The organism is Paenibacillus sp. SJS-P3, from assembly GCF_056711585.1.
The window spans coordinates 3786541-3802130 of record NZ_CM160043.1; the positions used below are offsets into that span (position 1 = coordinate 3786541).

Below are 15590 nucleotides of genomic sequence, written 5' to 3' on the forward strand. Positions count from 1 at the left end.
CTGCGAATTCCTCCATTTGGATCCGTTCTCCTTTCCTCTTTCTCTTCTATTCTATGCTTTCAGGCGTTCGTTCTCTTGGATGATTGTCCGAGGCTTATGGCCTCTATAGCCCGCTGCAGCCTTCCAGACAGACTCCGGGGGAGGATAAGAGGCTCAGGCAGCCTCGACCTGGACTTAAGTCCGGGATCGAATTTCCCTCCGGCAGGAGGACAGCCGGCGCCAGCCTTGGTATAGTGGAAAAAAACGGGCTGTTCCGCTCATCATCCGCGTTCTGCAGGCGGTCGACAGCCGAAAGGGTGGAATCATGACTCGCCAAGCAAAAGCCGTCCTCGGGGCGGCGCTCATTCTCCTCGGGGTCTATATGATGCTGCAGCAAGGCCGCAGCGTCGGTCCCGGATTCATCTTCGGCCATTTCTGGCCAAGCCTGTTCGTGATCCCGCTCGGCATCTTCTTCCACTGGATGTACTTCTCCCTGCTCGGACGCCGCGCTCCGGGACTTCTCATTCCCGGCGGGATTCTGCTGGCGGCCGGCCTCGTCTGCCAGTTCGCCATGCTGCTGGACAACTGGGGCTCGATCTGGCCCGGCTTCATCCTGGCCGTCCCGTTCGGCCTTTGGGAATTCTATTGGTTCGGCAACCGGAACCGCTGGCTGCTTATCCCGATCAATATCCTGCTCGTGATCGGCCTGCTGTTCAGCGCCGTCTTCTCGATCAGCGCGCTGCTCAGCGGCGTCGCCTCCGTATTCCCGTTCCTTTCTCTGCTGTTCATCATCGGCGGCTCTTTCCTGCTGCTCTCGCGAAGCCGCGCTTAACAATCAAGAAAAAGCGGACCCCCGGATCTTTTCCGGGGGTCCGCTCTTTTTGACGAGAACACTTATCTGGCTCCATTGCCTATCACACGATTTCTATTGCCAGTACGAGGGAACAACTCGCACTTCGATTGCTTCTCGCGAAGGCGTGCCATGCCCATCGGCCCACTCTCCCGATCACTGGGATCGGGCTCGGCTCAGCTTGCGGGCAGCTTCAGAATGCTCCTCGTGTAGGCTGTGCAGGAGATCAGGAAATACACGCCCTGGAGCAGAATATAGATGCCCATGATGATGAGTCCGTACATCCAGACCGGCGTTCCGATCAGCGTGCCCAAGGCGAACATCGCGAATACGCTGTGGACAATGCCGAGCAGGCAGGGCGCAAGGTACAGGATGCCGACTTGAGTCGCTACCGTGCGGCGCAGCTCGCCGGCGGTGAGGCCGATTTTGCGCAGCGCCTGGAACTGGCTCTGATCCTCCTGCAGCTCCGTGAACTGCTTGAAGTAAAGCAGGCTGCCTGCGGCGACGAAGAACAGGATGCTGATGAAGAGGCCGACGAAGATGGTCAGGCCGATCGACTGCTTCATGTCGCGGTAGCTCTCGACCCTGTAGCTCTGGACAAAGCTCTTCTGCTCTTTCGTGAGCGCCTTCTCGAAGGTTTGGACGGCCGGCAGGGCACGCTCCCAATCGCCAAGCTCGAAGCCGTATGCATAGAGGCGCTCCGCCGACGGAGCCCCGCCCTTCCATGCTCCGAGCGTGGAATCGGCGACGACCAGCAGATAAGTCGCGTCATTCACGGAACTGAAGACGCTGCCGTACACGATCTTCTGCAGCTTCAGCTCGAAGCTCTTTCCGCCAGCTTGGCCGGAGACGGTTTCGTTCGGCTTCGTTTTGTTTCCCTTCATTTCCTTATAAGGAAAGCTGATGACGGCCTCGCCCTCGGCAGGCTTCACCGCTTCCAATCCAACCCGCTCGGCCAGCCGATTGTAGTCGGAAGCCGACACCGCCATCGCCTTGCGGGAATCGTCGGATGTCCAGCCAGCCGCCGCCGCGGCGAGACCCTTCGCCACAACGCCTTGGAGCTCCACCTGCTCGGCGATGCGGCCTCCTCCGTCTTCGAGCAGCTTGCGGGCCTGCGCCGGGTCCATGACCGGATGGCCGCCGCCGCGCTCCACATATCCGACCGTGAACGGAGTATGCTCCAGGATCTGATCGCGCTGCAGCTTCTGGAACACAAACACCGTGCTGGCCGCGCTCATAACGACCGCGCTCAGGATCGTGACGACGAACAGCACCCGCGCGTTGTCCTTGATCCGGTAAGACATCTGGGAGATGACCAGCATGTTCGTCCGCTTGTAGAAAATGCCCTTGCTCCGCTTGAGCAGATTGAGAACGGCCACGCTCAGCTGCGTGTAGAGGAAGTACGTACCGAGCGTCGTCAGGCCGATGATCGGAAGCGCGAAAATCAGAAAGTTCATCAGCGTCATCCAGCAGGCCAGCCCATAACCCGCAGCGAGGGAAGCCGCAGCGAGAACAGACAGCCAGGGCGATGCGGCAGGCGCCTTCTTAGGCCGCCTCGCTCCGCCGAGCAGCTCGACGATTTGCTGCCTGCCTACGGTCATCGCCGTAATGAGGGCGATCACGAAGAACAGCAGCAGGAAGCCTCCGCCCGTAAGCAGCACCGCCTGGGTAGGAATGGCGAAGCGAATCGGCACATCGCTCTGCAGCAGCACCTCCAGCGCCATCAGGAACAGCTTGCTGAGCAGGATGCCCAGACCGAGTCCCGCCCCGATGGAGAGCACCGAGATGGCCATGCTTTCGTAGACGACCATCTTGCGGAGCTGGCCGCGTGTCGTGCCGAACAGCGACAGCAGGCCGAACTCCTTTTTCCTTGTCTTGAGGAAAGCGGAGCTGGAGTACAGCACGAAGAAGAACGAGAAGATGACGATCAGATATTCGCAGAACTTCATCATCGGCTTGACCTCGTTGGCATGGACGATGTGGCCTCTTGCCACATCGGGATGCATGAGGAAGGAGGCGTACAGATAGAAAATCATGACCGAGAACACGCTGCTGAGGAAAAAGGCGGCGTAGGAGCGCCAGCTGCCCCGGATGTTGTTAAGCGCGAGCGAACGGAACGTCATCGAAATTCCCTCCCAACACGCTGAGCGAGTCCAGAATCTGCTGGAAGAACGCCTGCCGGTTGTCCCCGCGGCGGATCTCCGAGAAGAAGCGGCCGTCCTTGATGAAAATGATCCGCTGGCAGTAGCTGGCGCTGAACGGGTCATGCGTCACCATCAGCACGGTCGCGCCGAGCCGTTCATTGAGGTCCTTCAGCGACTCCATGACGTCCTTGGCCGACTTGGAATCGAGATTGCCCGTCAGCTCGTCGGCCAGCAGCAGCGACGGCTGGTGGATGATCGCCCGCGCGATGGCGGCGCGCTGCTTCTGGCCGCCCGATACTTCATAAGGGCGCTTCGCCAATATCGGAGCGATGCCGAGCAGAGCCGCCACCGGCTCCAGCGCCGCTTCGATCTTGGACGGAGAAGCGCCGTCGAGCACGAGCGGAAGCGCGATGTTTTCCTTGAGGCTGAGCGTATCGAGCAGGTTGAAATCCTGGAACACGAATCCGAGCTCGCGGCGCCGGAACAGCGCCAGCTTGCGTTCGGACAGGCCGGCCGGGTTGATGCCGCGCACCTGGATCGTGCCGGATGTCGGCTTGTCGATCGTCGACAGCAGATTGAGCAGGGTCGTCTTGCCGCTGCCAGACGGTCCCATGATGCCGACGAACTCCCCTGCGCCGACGTTGAGATCGATGCTTTCCAGAGCTTTGTAGCTGACTTCGCCTTTGGTGCTGTATATTTTGCCCAGCGAGTTGACTTCGAGTATGTTCATGTCGTTTGGATCCTCCCGATTCTATCTTGTCTCTGTATGTGGCTTGGTTCCAAGTATAGCCGGGAGGCCGGAGCCGGCCCATTGATTCAGCTTACAGCCCGCCTTACAAAGTTGTCACCTGACATGGAGATCCTTATGGATGGCTTCCCCGTGGAAGGACAGAGTCGCGGTCGTCCCCTCTCCCGCCGCGGATTCCAGCTCCAGCCCGACGCCCATGCGCGAGGCGACCTCCCGGGCCAGATAGAGGCCCATGCCCGTCGACTCCTCCGTCTTGCGGCCGTTCTCTCCGGTGAAGAACGGATCGAACACTCGGGGAATATCCTGCGCCGGAATGCCGATGCCTTCATCCTGGACGGAGATGCTTGTCCGTCCGCCGGCCTGGCCGACGATCGCGATGACCAGCTTTTTGCTGCCGGGCTTGGGTCGAGAGTATTTGACGGCATTGGCCACCAGCTGCGCAAGCAGGAAATGCAGCCATTTCTCATCGGTCTCGACCCAGCCCTCCCCCGTGACGCGGGGATAGACGCCGGCGGCGATGATCAGCCTCTTGTGCGCGTTGACCGCCGTGCGGGCGGCCTCGTGAAGAGAGACGCGCCTCGGATGGAAGTCCATCGCGAATTCGTCCAGGCGGGCGGTGTGCATCATCTGCTCGAGGCCGCGGGTCAGCTTGTCCGTTTCCTCCCGGAGGCTGGCCGAGGCATCCTGAAGCTCCTGGCCGACAAGGCCCGGCTTGCTGGCCGCGTTCTGCGCGATCAGATCGATGACGGATACCGGCGTCTTCATATGATGCACCCATTGGAACACGAAATGCCGGTGCAGCTCCCGCTCGCGGTTATGCTGCTCGAGCCGGTCCTGGCTCTGATGGCCGAGCACCGAGATCAGCTCGGCCGTTTTTTTCTGCTCCGCCGTGACCGGCGACAGCAGCGGCTTCCAGCCGGCCGGCTGCCCGATCATCCGGAGCAGCTGCTTCAGGTAAGTCCTCTGGCGCAGGTAGCCGAGCGTCAGTCCGGCTCCTGTCACGCAGAGCGACAAGAGCAGGAAATAACCAAGAACCGCCCAATCGACGCCGGCGGAAGACATCACCCTTTCCAGGTACCAGATCGCCGCTCCGGTCAGCAGGGATGACGCCACGACGGCAAGACTGAACAACTGGCCGCGCAAATAAAGCAGCAGAGCCGAGTGCGACTTCATTCCTGTTTTTCTCCGGCAGTGGACGGACGGCCTGCTCCGGCTTCGCGAAGCGCGGCCTCATTCAGCCGGTAGCCCTGTCCGCGCACCGTTTCCAGCACGCCTCCAAGGCCGATCTCCTCCAGCTTGCGGCGGAGCCGGGTGACGTTGACCGTGAGCGTATTGTCATCGACAAAGCTGGTGTCGTCCCACAGATTTTCGAGCAGGCTGTCCCGGGATACGATCCGGCCTCCGCCCTCCATCAGGCTCTGCGCGAGCAGCCGCTCGTTTTTGGTCAGCTCCACGCAGCCGCCCTGCCATTCCAGCAGGCTGCGGCTCGCATCCAGGCCGAGAGCGCCCATGGCGACGGCTTGATCGGCATCGCCGGAGGCTGCGGCGTCAGCCGCAGTCGAGTACTCTCCGTAAGCGCGGCGCAGCGCGCTTTTGATTTTGGCCATGAGCAGATCCAGATGGATCGGCTTGGTCACATAGTCGTCCCCGCCGTTCTCGATCGCCATCACCTGATCCATCTCGCCCGAGCGCGCGGAGATGAACAGGACGGGAGCCTTGGAATGCTGGCGGAATTGGCGGCACCAATAGAAGCCGTCGAAATACGGCAGATTGATGTCCATCAGCACCAGATGAGGCGTGTGCTCGCGGAAGTCCTCGTTCAGATCCTTGAACCTGGCCGCCCGCTGCGGCTGGAAGCCATAACGCTCCAGCGCTCCCGCCAGCTGCTCGGCGATTTTGTCATCGTCCTCGACGATCGTGATTCGGTACATAGAATTCCCCTCCATATAAGGAAAGTTTACCACAAAGGGAAAAACCATGAGCCGGGCTTAGGTCGGGAGGTGAGAGGCCATGGAGAAGGCGGGGCGGAACCGACCAAGCGCAGCTCCCAAGAGAGGTCGATGGACCGGATGCGGCTTCTGATTCAAGATTGCTTTACAGTTTGGCATCTATTGGTTATGTTCAATGGTGAATGTTCGAGTCAGTTCCACCGGCAGGTTGGCAGGCCACATACAGAACGATTGAGTCAAACCCGTTCATGCTTGAAAACGCTTTATTCCGATATAGGGGGTCCATCCATGAACTACGACGTCATCGTAGTCGGAGCGGGGCTGGCCGGGCTCGCCGCCGTATCCGAGCTCGCCGCTGCCGGCAAGAAAGTGCTGCTCGTCGATCAAGAGCCGGAAGCGTCGCTGGGCGGGCAAGCCTGGTGGTCGTTCGGAGGGCTGTTTCTCGTTGATTCGCCTGAGCAGCGCAGGATGGGCATCAAAGATTCCCGTGAGCTTGCCCTTCAGGACTGGCTCGGCTCCGCCGGCTTCGACCGCGCGGAGGATGAAGACCGCTGGGGCCGCCAGTGGGCAGAGGCCTACGTGGACTTCGCCGCCGGAGAGAAGCGCGCCTGGCTGCGCTCCCTCGGCATCTCCTTCTTTCCTGTGGTGGGCTGGGCGGAGCGCGGCGGCTATCTTGCCGAGGGGCATGGCAATTCCGTGCCTCGCTTCCATATCGTCTGGGGCACGGGACCTGGAATCGTGAAGCCTTTCGAGGCCCGAGTCCGGGACGCCATAACGTCAGGGCTTGTCGATTACCGTCCCCGCCACCGGGTCGACGGCTTCATCAAGCAAGGGGCAGCCATCGCCGGGGTGCATGGAGCCGTGCTGGAGCCCAGCGTGGCCGGACGCGGCGAAGCGAGCTCGCGCGAGCCAATAGGCGATTTCGAATTCCATGCCTCAGCCGTGCTCGTGGCCAGCGGAGGAATCGGCGCGAACCACGAGCTCGTCAGGCAGAACTGGCCGGAGCGGCTCGGCCGCCCGCCCGCGACGATGCTGTCCGGCGTCCCGGCCCACGTCGACGGGCGGATGCTCGGCATCGCAGAGCAGGCGGGCGGCCGCATCGTCAACCGGGACCGGATGTGGCATTATACCGAGGGCATCAAAAACTGGAGCCCTGTCTGGGACCTCCATGGAATCCGGATTTTGCCCGGTCCATCCTCCATGTGGCTGAATGCCGAAGGAAGGCGGTTTCCCGCCCCCAATTTCCCCGGCTTCGACACGCTGGGCACACTCCAAGCCATCCAGGATACGGGGTACGATTACTCCTGGTTCATCCTGACCCATAAGGTCATCGGCAAGGAATTCGCCCTCTCCGGCTCGGAACAGAATCCGGATCTGACTGGCAAGAGCATCCGGGGCGTCCTGGGGCGGGCCCTCTCTTCCGTCCCCGGTCCGGTCCAGGCCTTCCTGGACCATGGCGAGGATTTCGTCACAGCCGGCAGCGTGGCCGAGCTGGCTGCAGGCATGAACCGGATAGCCGGCAGCTCGCTCATCCAATCCGCCGAGCTGGAACGGCAGCTTGTCGCCAGAGACCGCGAAATAGACAACAAGTTCTCCAAAGACCTGCAAATCGTGGCGCTCCGGGGAGCCAGGAGCTATCTCGGCGACAGGCTCATCCGTACGGCGGCTCCCCATAAATTCCTTGATCCGGCCCATGGCCCTCTCATCGCCGTACGGCTGCGGATCGTCAGCCGCAAGACACTGGGAGGCCTCCAGACCGATCTGACCGGGCGGGTGCTCGACTCCGAGGGAGCTCCCGTTCCCGGCCTCTACGCCGCAGGCGAAGCGGCCGGCTTTGGAGGCGGCGGCGTGCACGGCTACCGAGCGCTGGAGGGCACCTTCCTCGGCGGCTGCCTGTTCACCGGACGGCAAGCGGGACGGGCGCTCTCCGAGCAGCTTCATTAACAGAGCCTCAGCGGCCACATCAAGTTGGCGCACGGATTCAGCTGGCCGTGCTCTGGCTGGGCGTTCTCCTTTATCCTCTGAATATAAAAATGCCCCGGCGATCAAATCCGACGCCGGGGCTTCCTTATGAGTTCGAACAAAGATCATGACTGCAAGCTCGGCCCGTCCGAAGAGCACTTGCTTGCAAACGTCTTCGGGCCATGTGCCGTCGCCTGGCTGTTGGAACGTCAGTTGAACGTCCGCTGCTACCCGCGGCTGACGAAGAAAGGCAGCTTCTCGATGCCGGCCAAGCGCAGATAGACGAACAATTGGCCTTTATGGTGAATCTCATGATCCTTCGCGTTCTGAAGCAGGACATGTCCCGGCATCGCGTTTCCGAAGAAATCGATTTCCCGCTCCAATTGCTCCCCGCCGATCGAGCGAAGCAGCTCCTCCGCCTGTTCCGTTGCAGCTGCGGCAAACGCCCGAAGCTCATCGGCCGTATGGATTGGGTTCGGTTTGTCTCCCGGCTTGAAAGAGCCGTTCGCAACCGTCGCGGCAAACATGGCCATCGAGCCGGCGATGTGGACGACGAGCTCGGACAATGACATGGCCTGCTCCCAAGGCTTCATGCCCAGCTGCTCATCTGTTACCTGTTCCAGCATTTGAGGCAATACGTTGCGGTGGCTGCGCCACTCGGCGATAAATCCATTGATGTCAGTCATCTCATGGTTCTCCTTAGGTGAATGGGATTGGTCAATGATGAATAATTGCATTTCTAATTATAACGGACTGCAGCAGGCATTTCATCATGCGGCGCCTGCGCCATGCAGCTGCAATCTCTTAGCTGCGCTTCTTACACTCCATGGCGCTTCTTCCCCTATAGGTCCAGACAGAGCGGCACCGGCCCTGAACCTTGACATCCTGCAAGGGAACAAGCAAACTAAACATAAATGACTGACATTCATTCATAAGTGAAAAGGATCGTGCTTCCCTTGGATAAACGACAGCTTATCATCGATGCCGCCATTGCGGTCTTGCAGGAGAAGGGCATGGAAAAAACCAAAATCTCCGACATTGTAAAAGCGGCAGGAATCGCCCAAGGCACCTTTTATTTGTATTTTCCTTCAAAGCTGTCGGTCATGCCCGCGATCGCGGAGGTGATGGTCCAGAACATTCTCGTCCGCTTGCATGCGATCGATGACGGCGGCAGCGCCAGAGAGCAGCTGGACGGCATGGTGGAAGCGATCTTCGAGGTTACCGAGCAGCATCAGGATTTGTCCACACTGATCTACTCCGGCATTACGCAGACGGAGCATGTCCGGGAATGGGAAGTCATTTACGACCCTATTTACAAATGGATCACCGGACGGCTGGTCCAGTTCCAGCAACGAGGCGAAATACGCCCCTCCCTCGCGACCGGCTACGCAGCCAAGCTTGTCCTCGGGCTTATCGAAACCGCCGCCGAGCAGAATTATTTGTACGCCGCCACGGACAGCGCAGTCGTAGAGGAGCATGTTGCGGAGCTTAAAGCGTTTCTGGCCGCTGGGCTGGGAGTGAAATGACGGCTGTCCGTCTTTTCACAGCAGATAATGACTGACGTTCATTCATAAAAAGATTTTACTGATATCAGGACTTCATTCCTATGACGATTCATTCGTTTCACCCTTTTATTCGTTTAACCGTTTCATTCCTAAATGATTTCATTCATCTCGAAAGGTGTGTCTATCATGCATGCGCAACAAATCAAAGCCGCCAAGCCGCAATTAGGCTGGCTGTTCGTCGGACTGACCTGCCTCATGGAATGGATCTGGGTATATGGCTTCCATACCGCGAATCTGCCTTGGCACTTCGTCTTGATCGCCGCTCTCATCGTCATCGACTTCTACTTCCTTTATCGGGCTTGCCAGTTCATCCCTACCGGCACCGTTTACGCCCTGTTCGCCGCAGCCGGAACCATCGGCACGGCATTGATGGACGTCACCCTGTTCGGGGGCACCTTCAGCGTCGCCAAGAGCCTGTTCATGATTATGCTGCTGACCGGAATCGTCATGCTGAAGCTGGCGGACGGCAAAAGCGCCGATTCCTCCCCCAACAGCTAAAATAAACCGGCAAGCATCCAATGGCCGGTTCAAAGCATTTATAAAGACAACATGGAGGTTATCATCATGGGCTGGATCTTAGTTTTTTCCGCCGCTGTCTGCGAAGTGACCGGAGTCGTAGGACTCAGCCGCTTCTCCAAGCGCAAAAGCTGGCTGAACGCCTTGCTGTTCGCCGGAGGCTTCGCGGCATCGTTCATCCTGCTGTACGCTTCGTTTCAATATCTCCAACTAAGCGTTGCCTACACGGTATGGATCGGGCTCGGAACCTCGCTTGCCGTCCTGGCGAACATGATCTTTTTCGGCGAATCGAAAAGCAGGATGCGGATGCTGAGCCTGCTGCTGATCGTGATCGGCGTGAGCGGTCTGAAGGCGGTATCTTGAACTCAATTAAAAAAGCCCGGAACGAGAGGACTCGCTTCCGGGGCTCCAGTCGATTCAAAACCGCTCAGGTACTTGGCACTGTCGTTGCCCACAACGACCATCACGCCGTTGGCTGCTCATCGTCTTCGGAGTTGCGGGAATCTTTTTATTCGATTTTACGAAGCTTTCGAGATTTTAAAAGCGAACTCCCATGTCGCGGTATTTCCTGAATAGCGGCCGCGATTCTCGACGACGGTCACTTTAATTTTTTTTGTCACCGTGCCCTTTATATTAGACAGCTTGATGGTCGCGCTGCCTTGTCCGATGTCGGGAATCTTGTCCTGTTCCTCGACGTCCACTTTCAGCTTTGTGGTTTCGCTGCCTTTTAACGTCAGCGTGACAGAATGGCCCTCCTCAATCTCCTTGCTGCCCGCCCGGGCTTCATACCACCATTCGTTGCCGACATGATTGTTCTCGACGAGCTTCGCGCTTACGAATGTGACTTTGACGCTTGCAGCTTTGGGGGCCGCCAATAGCGGTTGGGCGGTAAAAGCAAACAAGAGCAGCAGAGCAAGCAGAGCACCTATTCCTTTTCTCTTCATGGGCATCTTCCTTTCCCTTTTGCCTAAAGATTATCACAGCATATATATGGATGGTATAAATATATCCATAAATGGAGATCTCGAAAGAACAATAAATATCTCCGCTGGAGGACCTATGACGCGGTTAAATGTCAGCCTCGGTATATCATCTCTTTTCAAAACGACTTCTGGTTGGAACTATTTGCTGTTTTCTGTTCAACACAAAAAAACCTCCCGAGTATGTATGTGCAACATACATACTCGGGAGGTGGAATTCACATCCCATAATTGTCGTGACGCGAATTGATAATATCAATCCAACAAATCGCGAATTGTTAAATTTCTAAATAACAATTTACAACTCTTGTGAAGCTCTTCTCGCACTATCAACATGCAGACCTTGGAACACTTATTTCCTGCTCAAGAGTCTCAGAGCCTTGTCTGCAAAGCTCCTCAGCACTCGTCCGGCTTCGGCTTGCCGGCGTCGCTCGCCGTGCGGAAGCTTGAGCCGCAGCCGCAGGTAACGGTGGCGTTGGGGTTGTGGATGGTGAAGCCGCCGCCCATGGCGCCTTCCTTCCAGTCGATCTCGAGGCCGCGCAGGTACTTGGCGCTGTCGTTGTCCACAACGACCTTCACGCCGTTGACGTCGAGCTCCTGGTCGTCGCTCTTCTGCTCGTCGTCGAAGCCCATGCCGTAGGAGAAGCCGCTGCAGCCGCCTTCCTTGACGCCGACGCGCAGGAACAAGTTCGCTGCTTCTTCGGCGGCGAGCATTTCTTTTATTTTATCCGAGGCCGTTTCACTGATCTCGATCATATCGTTTTCATCCTCCTGTCAAAGCTGGCGATTGATTCAAGTATACTCCTATTGCACCCGGGGCTCAAGCAAGCTGGAGCGGAAACAAGCGTCCGTCCGGCGCGCGCGGCGGTCAAGCCGGGCATGAGCCTGCACGGAACAGATGTCCGCGGGCGCTTTACCTCATTACCGCGTCCGCCCAAGGCGGACAACCCGTCTCCATAACTCCCTTGAAATCACTGATCTTTTGCCGTTTTCCTGTTGAAGCTTAACAACTCAAGGTTTATAATGAATACGATTTGTTTGCATACGACGCACGAATAAGTACTTTTTTTCACAAAGCAGGACGCTTGACCTGCAGCTTCCCACAACCGCGGGCCGGACCCGCCGAGGTGGCGCACGGGCCGCAGGAACTGGAACGGACAAGGAGGTCCTATTCATGAATATCATTACTCCGACGGAAGCCTCCGTCATGCAGGGCATCCGCGAGAAAGTAGCCGCCGGCGAGCGCCTGACGCTTGAAGACGGCGTGTTTATGTACCGCTCCGACGATCTGCTCAGCATCGGACAGATGGCCAACGAGGTCAACCTGCGCAAGAACGGCAAGAAGGTTTATTTCATCGATACGATGACGCTCTATTTCACCAACGTCTGCGAAGCCCACTGCGCCTTCTGCAGTTTCCGCAAGGATGAGGGGGACGAAGGCGCTTATACGCTCACCCCGGAAGAAATGATCCAATACGTCGACCAGCATATTACGCCAACCGTGCGCGAGTTCCACATCGTCGGCGGCCATAATGCCCATGTTCCCTTCCAATATTATGTGGATTCCCTCAAGGCGCTGAAGGAGAAATATCCGCATGTGACGCTCAAGACGTACACGGCGGCCGAGATCGATTTCTTCTCCCGCATCAGCGGCCTCAGCTATGAAGGCGTGCTGAAGGAGCTGCGGGACGCCGGCCTCGAATCCTTGACGGGCGGCGGCGCCGAAATCCTGTCGGACCAATACCGCAAGAAGATGAGGGTCGAGAAAGCGGACGTGAGCCAGTATCTGGACGTCCACCGGACCGCGCATAACCTCGGCATCAAGACACATACGACGATGCTGTACGGCGCCGTGGAAACCCACGAGCAGCGCATCCAGCACATGATGTCGATCCGCGAGCTGCAGGACGAGACGAACGGCTTCCTCGTGTTCATCCCGCTCTCCATGCAGCCGGCCAGCCCAAGGGCGGGCATCCGCCGCCGCAATTCGGCCTTCGAGGACCTCAAGACGATCGCGATCAGCCGCCTGATGCTGGACAACTTCAATCACATCAAGGCCTACTTCATTAATATCGGCCCTCAGCTGACCCAGGTATCGCTGGCGATGGGCGCATCCGATGTGCACGGAACGCTGGTTCGCGAGCGCATCAGCCATGCGGCTGGCGCCCTGACTCCGGAAGGTCTGTCACGTGAAGACCTGATCTGGTTAATAAAGGGTGCGGGACGTATTCCGGTCGAACGCGACACCTTCTACAATGAAGTCAAGGTATTTGAGTAAGAAGAACGGCTGGCGAGCATATTAGGTTCACATCAGCTGAATAGTGAAACAAGGGTTGGGATATCATGAAACGTTTTGTCATTTTGGGCGGCGGCTACGGCGGCATGGCTCTGGCTCAGGAACTGCTTGACGGGGACATTCCGTCCGATACCATCATCGTCCTGATCGACCGCATGCCTTTCCAAGGCCTCAAGACGGAATATTACGCGCTGGCTGCCGGCACTTCGCCGGAGATCGAGCTGCGCGTCGCGTTCCCTAACGACCCCCGTCTGCTGATCACCTACGGTGAAGTGACGGGTATCGATCTGGAGAACAAGCACATCCTATTGGAAGGCCAGGATCCCGTGTCGTACGATTGGCTGTCGATCGGGCTTGGCTGCACGGACAACTATCACGGCATTCCCGGCGCGGAGAAATATTCCAGCAGCATCCAGACGTTCTCCGCGACGCGCAGGACGTACCGCAGGATCGGAGACGTCAAGCCTTACGGCCAAGTATCCATCATCGGCGGAGGCCTCAGCGGCGTCGAGATCGCGGCTGAGCTGCGCGAGAGCAGAGGCGATCTCAACATCCGCATCATCGACCGCGGACCGAGCATTCTCTCGGCATTTCCGACGAAGCTGAAGACGTACGTGTCGTCATGGTTCCTGGAGCATCATGTGGAAATGAGGGGCAACGTCTCCCTCAAGCTGCTCGAGGGCGGCATTCTGCATGACGGCAACTCCCCGGAGCCAATCTATACCGATGCGACGATCTGGACGGCCGGCATCCAGCCGGTCGATGTCGTCCAGGATCTCAATGTGCCCAAAGACAACCAGGGCCGGCTCGTCGTGAACGAGCTGCATCAGCTCCCGGACCATCCGGAAGTGTTCGTCATCGGCGACTGCGCCTCGGTGCCGTTCTCTCCCAGCGGACAGCTGGCGGGAGCGATGGGCAAGCAAGTGGCCGACGTCATGCAGGCCGTATGGAAAGGCCGCACGCCCAAGCTTGGACAGATAAAGCTCAAGGGCACGCTCGGTTCGCTCGGCAAAAAAGCCGGTTTCGGCCTCATGGGCAAGACGGCCATTATGGGCCGTGTGCCCCGAGTGCTCAAAACCGGCGTGCTGTGGCGCTCCAAAAATCATTTCGGCTAAGCTCTATAAATCGTCGATCAGCTTGTCCAGCGCGGCGCGCTCGGCGGCGCTGACGGCGATTTTTGCTGAGATGGCGGCTTCAAGCTCCTCGACGCTCCCCGCGCTCACGATCTCTCCATCCACCATGGCGAACGGGAACAAATAGCATTCGCCGCAGTTGCCGAGACAGCCGTATTCGATGACTTCAAGCTCGGGATCGAGCTCGTATTGCTTCATCAGCCGGTCGGTGCCGTGATGCATATTGCTGGAGCAGAATTCGATGATCGGTTTCAACATGATGTCGTTTCACCTCTTTGCTTTGCCGTCCATTTTCAATTGAATGGCTTTGTATTATAATAGATAAGAAAGGAGTTGATTGCAATGAGCGAAAACGCACAAAGCACGATGTATGATGAGGTACTGGACGTTCTTGACAAGCTCCGTCCCTTCCTGCAGCGCGACGGCGGCGACGTTGAACTCGTCGACGTGGAAGACGGCATCGTCAAGCTTCGCCTGATGGGCGCTTGCGGCAGCTGCCCCAGCTCCACCATCACGCTGAAGGCCGGCATCGAGCGCGCCCTGCTTGAAGAAGTCGAAGGCGTGCAAGAGGTCATGCAAGTCTTCTAATTGCCCGCATCCATCATCATCGCGATATACAGACGAGCGGCCGATTGCCTCCTTGGAGGCGATCGGCCGCTCGTGCTTTTGTCTCAGGGCTGGACCGGCTTGATGCTCGTGCGAATCGGATCGAAGCCGCCTGTCACATCGATGATGTTGCCGGTCAGGAAGTCCGATTGCGGCAGGCAGAGGAACGAAATGACCCTTGCCACGTCTTCTCCGGTGCCAGGCCGGCCGAGCGGCGAATCCGGATCTCTCATTCCGTCGACGTCGGCAATGGACTTCTCCTTGAAGTCGCCCCGGATATCGCCGGGACAGACCATGTTGACCGTTATGCCATGCTCGCCTTCCTCGACGGCAAGCGTCTTGGTGAAGGAGACGAGGCCGGTCTTGGCCGCCGCATAGACGGCACGATGCGGCCACGCCCTGCCTTCCATCGCATGGCCGAACCCGAAATGGATGATGCGTCCCCAGCCGCTCTTGCGCATGCCTGGCAGCAATTTGCGGTCAAGCAGCATTGCGCCAAGCAGATTGCCATGAAGCAGGGAAATGATCTCCTCATCGTCATAATCGGCGAATACTCTCCGCTCCCGGATGAACGGGCCGGCATTGTTCACCAGAATATCGACGCTTCCGCTCAGCTTCAGCGCCTCCTCGGCCAGCCTGCCCGTGTCGCCGGGGTCGGCGATGTCCGCTTCCACCGCGGTCGCGCGCACTCCGTATTGCTGTGCCAAGCGCCGAGCGAGCTCATCGGCCTCCGCCCCGCTGGAACGGTAGTTCAGGACGATATCGCATCCCAGCCGGGCCAGCTCAGCGGCCGCCCGTTTGCCCAGCCCTTTGGCGCTGCCCGTTATGAGCGCCGTTTTTCCATGCAGCTCCACGCTTCTCC

Annotated in this window: 17 protein-coding genes; 8 read left to right on the top strand and 9 right to left on the bottom strand. The window is 58.5% G+C overall.

Annotated elements, in window-relative coordinates; translation table 11 throughout:
* Positions 1-304 precede the first annotated feature (304 nt).
* A complete protein-coding gene (locus AC06G8_RS17420) occupies positions 305-811 on the top strand; it encodes a hypothetical protein (protein WP_480283406.1) in 507 nt (168 codons plus the stop codon).
* 194 nt (positions 812-1005) lie between these two features.
* Here the strand turns inward: AC06G8_RS17420 and AC06G8_RS17425 are convergent, their stop codons facing one another.
* The 4 genes from AC06G8_RS17425 to AC06G8_RS17440 all read right to left on the bottom strand — a co-directional run bounded on the left by AC06G8_RS17425 (position 1006) and on the right by AC06G8_RS17440 (position 5652).
* A complete protein-coding gene (locus AC06G8_RS17425; protein ID WP_480283407.1) occupies positions 1006-2952 on the bottom strand; it encodes an FtsX-like permease family protein in 1947 nt (648 codons plus the stop codon).
* Entirely contained in the window at positions 2927-3703 is a 777-nt protein-coding gene (locus AC06G8_RS17430; RefSeq protein WP_021880094.1) for an ABC transporter ATP-binding protein, read from the bottom strand. The genes AC06G8_RS17425 and AC06G8_RS17430 overlap by 26 nt, the downstream gene beginning before the upstream one ends.
* Before the next feature lie 114 nt (positions 3704-3817).
* Positions 3818-4894 (bottom strand): sensor histidine kinase, encoded by a 1077-nt coding sequence (locus AC06G8_RS17435; RefSeq protein WP_480283408.1) that lies wholly within the window; start codon positions 4892-4894, stop codon positions 3818-3820.
* Positions 4891-5652, bottom strand: a complete 762-nt coding sequence (locus AC06G8_RS17440) for a response regulator (RefSeq protein ID WP_480283409.1) — start codon at positions 5650-5652, stop codon at positions 4891-4893. Before AC06G8_RS17440 ends, AC06G8_RS17435 begins: the two co-directional genes overlap by 4 nt.
* Positions 5653-5958: 306 nt before the next feature.
* On the opposite strand from AC06G8_RS17440, the gene AC06G8_RS17445 reads away from it, so the two are divergent.
* The gene (locus AC06G8_RS17445; protein ID WP_480283410.1) at positions 5959-7614 is read left to right on the top strand and encodes an FAD-binding dehydrogenase; all 1656 of its coding nucleotides are present in this window, start codon (positions 5959-5961) and stop codon (positions 7612-7614) included.
* A 245-nt stretch (positions 7615-7859) separates the two neighbouring features.
* Here AC06G8_RS17445 and AC06G8_RS17450 read toward each other — a convergent pair whose 3' ends face one another.
* Positions 7860-8318 carry a DinB family protein gene (locus AC06G8_RS17450; protein ID WP_480283411.1) on the bottom strand — a complete coding sequence of 153 codons (459 nt, stop codon included), beginning with the start codon at positions 8316-8318 and terminating at the stop codon, positions 7860-7862.
* 261 nt (positions 8319-8579) lie between these two features.
* Here AC06G8_RS17450 and AC06G8_RS17455 point away from each other — a divergent pair, with 261 nt between their 5' ends.
* The 3 genes from AC06G8_RS17455 to AC06G8_RS17465 all read left to right on the top strand — a co-directional run bounded on the left by AC06G8_RS17455 (position 8580) and on the right by AC06G8_RS17465 (position 10076).
* Positions 8580-9158 (top strand): TetR/AcrR family transcriptional regulator, encoded by a 579-nt coding sequence (locus AC06G8_RS17455; RefSeq protein ID WP_480283412.1) that lies wholly within the window; start codon positions 8580-8582, stop codon positions 9156-9158.
* Positions 9159-9323: 165 nt separating this feature from the next.
* Positions 9324-9695 carry a DMT family transporter gene (locus tag AC06G8_RS17460; protein ID WP_480283413.1) on the top strand — a complete coding sequence of 124 codons (372 nt, stop codon included), beginning with the start codon at positions 9324-9326 and terminating at the stop codon, positions 9693-9695.
* A gap of 66 nt (positions 9696-9761) precedes the next feature.
* Positions 9762-10076 carry a DMT family transporter gene (locus AC06G8_RS17465; protein WP_480283414.1) on the top strand — a complete coding sequence of 105 codons (315 nt, stop codon included), beginning with the start codon at positions 9762-9764 and terminating at the stop codon, positions 10074-10076.
* Between the two features lie 155 nt (positions 10077-10231).
* On the opposite strand, the gene AC06G8_RS17470 is transcribed toward AC06G8_RS17465, so the two are convergent.
* Both AC06G8_RS17470 and erpA read right to left on the bottom strand, forming a co-directional pair.
* Positions 10232-10657 (bottom strand): hypothetical protein, encoded by a 426-nt coding sequence (locus AC06G8_RS17470; protein ID WP_480283415.1) that lies wholly within the window; start codon positions 10655-10657, stop codon positions 10232-10234.
* Positions 10658-11089: 432 nt separating this feature from the next.
* On the bottom strand, positions 11090-11449 hold the full coding sequence (gene erpA, locus AC06G8_RS17475; RefSeq protein ID WP_021882070.1) for an iron-sulfur cluster insertion protein ErpA: 360 nt from the start codon (positions 11447-11449) through the stop codon (positions 11090-11092).
* Positions 11450-11867: 418 nt separating this feature from the next.
* Between erpA and mqnE the strand changes: the two genes are divergently transcribed.
* A complete protein-coding gene (mqnE, locus tag AC06G8_RS17480) occupies positions 11868-12971 on the top strand; it encodes an aminofutalosine synthase MqnE (RefSeq protein ID WP_480283416.1) in 1104 nt (367 codons plus the stop codon).
* Positions 12972-13036: 65 nt separating this feature from the next.
* A complete protein-coding gene (locus AC06G8_RS17485; protein WP_447663911.1) occupies positions 13037-14104 on the top strand; it encodes an NAD(P)/FAD-dependent oxidoreductase in 1068 nt (355 codons plus the stop codon).
* A 3-nt stretch (positions 14105-14107) separates the two neighbouring features.
* Here AC06G8_RS17485 and AC06G8_RS17490 read toward each other — a convergent pair whose 3' ends face one another.
* A complete protein-coding gene (locus AC06G8_RS17490) occupies positions 14108-14377 on the bottom strand; it encodes a YuzB family protein (protein ID WP_480285461.1) in 270 nt (89 codons plus the stop codon).
* Between the two features lie 87 nt (positions 14378-14464).
* Here AC06G8_RS17490 and AC06G8_RS17495 point away from each other — a divergent pair, with 87 nt between their 5' ends.
* Positions 14465-14710 carry a NifU family protein gene (locus tag AC06G8_RS17495; protein ID WP_048744982.1) on the top strand — a complete coding sequence of 82 codons (246 nt, stop codon included), beginning with the start codon at positions 14465-14467 and terminating at the stop codon, positions 14708-14710.
* Between the two features lie 83 nt (positions 14711-14793).
* Here AC06G8_RS17495 and AC06G8_RS17500 read toward each other — a convergent pair whose 3' ends face one another.
* Complete coding sequence (locus tag AC06G8_RS17500; protein WP_480283417.1) at positions 14794-15582, bottom strand: SDR family oxidoreductase; 789 nt, start codon at positions 15580-15582, stop codon at positions 14794-14796.
* Positions 15583-15590: the final 8 nt, after the last annotated feature.